A 1,901-nucleotide genomic window follows, 5' to 3' on the forward strand; every position below is an offset into this window, starting at 1 on the left:
GACGAAGGAGTCGAAGCGTTTCAGCTATATCAGTTGCCCGCCTTTACTCTCCAACGCCAACAATTGCCGCTTCCTATCAACCCCACCTGCGTAACCTGTTAGCTTGCCATTTTTCCCAATCACCCGATGGCACGGCACAATAATTGAAATCGGATTTTTGCCATTCGCCAAACCCACTGCACGCACTGCTTTTGGGTTATCAATCGCAATCGCCATATCCTGATAACTCCAGGTTTCACCATAAGGAATCTTGATCAGCATATTCCAGACTTGCTTTTGAAAGTCGGTGCCTTGTGCATCCGTCGGTACCGTAAACACTTCCCGCTTCCCTGCGAAGTATTCCTCAAACTCTGCAATCGCTTGCTGCAAGATAGGATGGTCATCTTGCTGTGTGCCAAAGTCCTCAGGTGCTGTCGTTTGCACATCAAACCATGCACCGCGCAATCCTGTCTCACTGGCTTGCAGGGTGATGTGACCGACGGGGCTTTCATAATGAGTAAAGTAGTTCATGATTGTGAATTCCAACAATTAAAAGTGGCGTAGCTACCCCACGGTGAAACGGATTCGGTAATGTCTTGTAAGTCAGCCGCACTGGTTGATGACTGGCTGCTGGTGTCGCTTGGTGCAGATTTTTCAGTCTGATCTGGGCTGATTTTTGTATTTGTAGTAACTGCAGTCTGCTTTAGTTCGTTCATCGCTTTTTTTATCACCAGATCTGTCGATAAAAAACAATCCGGCTGTGACAACCCACGCAACTTGGCATAACTCACCGTCCATGGACCAATACCTTTTAATGCCAACCATTCCTCCGGCGCACTGTCAGGATGATCGACCATGTACGCGGCAAAACATTGCAGAGTATCTTTGCGACTTTGAGGCATTTTTAGCTCGCTTAAATCAGCATTTACGATGTCTTGTGGCGTGGGAAAATAACGATGAGTCTCGGCTGCCTCACCTCGTGACTTCTGGCCGATATCGTTTTCCTCAGAACTTTCCTCAGAACTTTCCTCTGAGCTTTCTTCAGAACCTCCCTCAACTCTTTCATCCGAGCTTCCCATAGATTTATCCACAACCTTACGCACGTCGTTAACCACAGACTTATCCACAACCTGATCCAAGCTATCGACGAAGCGATTTAGCATAGTAATGGCAGCAACGATCGATACCTGCTGCCCGAATATCGCCCGTACACCTGCTTCCCAAGCGCTCCACACACCCGGAATACGAATACCACTTCCCATCATTGGAGCAATGGTGGTTTGCTTCAGGTGCTGCTCAATCACCGCAATATCCGCATCCAAATCAAGCATGCGACGAATCTGTGACACCATGTGTTTCAGCTGGGTCATGTCGTCAATATCGAAGGTGATTTCCAGCGTATTCTTATCGCCAGGTTGCGCCCGAAACCAACCTTTCGTCGTACCTGTGACGAATGTTCTGGCATAGTAATTCTCACCCACCTCCTCAACGCCTCGCACCGCTCGCTTGCGATAAAACGCCAGTAGATGATCCCAGTTAAACGGCTCACGATAGCTCAACCGGAGTGTTTTACTCACGGCTGTCTCAGCAATATTTTCACTACCGCGCGTGGCTTTGCGGGTATCGCGTGGTGTGAGTTTAAGCTTCTTTTGAAAGGCATCATTAAATCGCCTCACACTGTTAAATCCGGAAGCGATAGCAATCTCGCCGATACTCATATTGCTGGTATGAAGCAGTTGCTTAGCAAACATCAGCTGTTGATATTGCGCGTATTGCTTGGGTGACATACCCAGATATTTTTGAAATAACTGCCGCAGATAACGATCACTGATACCCAAGCGATCTGCCAATTCCGGCAGGCTGCTACTTTGTAAATCACCCTGATCAATCAGACTCACTGCACGCTGAAAAGTGGTTTCAAC

The 1,901-nt window shown here is 47.9% G+C and carries 2 protein-coding genes; both read right to left on the reverse strand.

The window, feature by feature from the left end:
• Positions 1-24 precede the first annotated feature (24 nt).
• The gene (locus DKW60_RS23175; RefSeq protein ID WP_109840019.1) at positions 25-510 is read right to left on the reverse strand and encodes a methylated-DNA--[protein]-cysteine S-methyltransferase; all 486 of its coding nucleotides are present in this window, start codon (positions 508-510) and stop codon (positions 25-27) included.
• A partial coding sequence (locus DKW60_RS24200) for a DNA-3-methyladenine glycosylase 2 (protein WP_219988902.1) occupies positions 507-1,901 on the reverse strand: 1,395 nt, incomplete at its 5' end. The genes DKW60_RS23175 and DKW60_RS24200, both read right to left, overlap by 4 nt.

Origin of the sequence: Leucothrix pacifica (assembly GCF_003172875.1) — a bacterium.
Lineage (GTDB): Bacteria > Pseudomonadota > Gammaproteobacteria > Thiotrichales > Thiotrichaceae > Leucothrix > Leucothrix pacifica.

Bases quoted from the DNA above. Each gene is read 5' to 3' on its own strand.
- DKW60_RS23175 (WP_109840019.1), bottom strand. From the start codon at position 510: ATGAACTACTTTACTCATTATGAAAGCCCCGTCGGTCACATCACCCTG.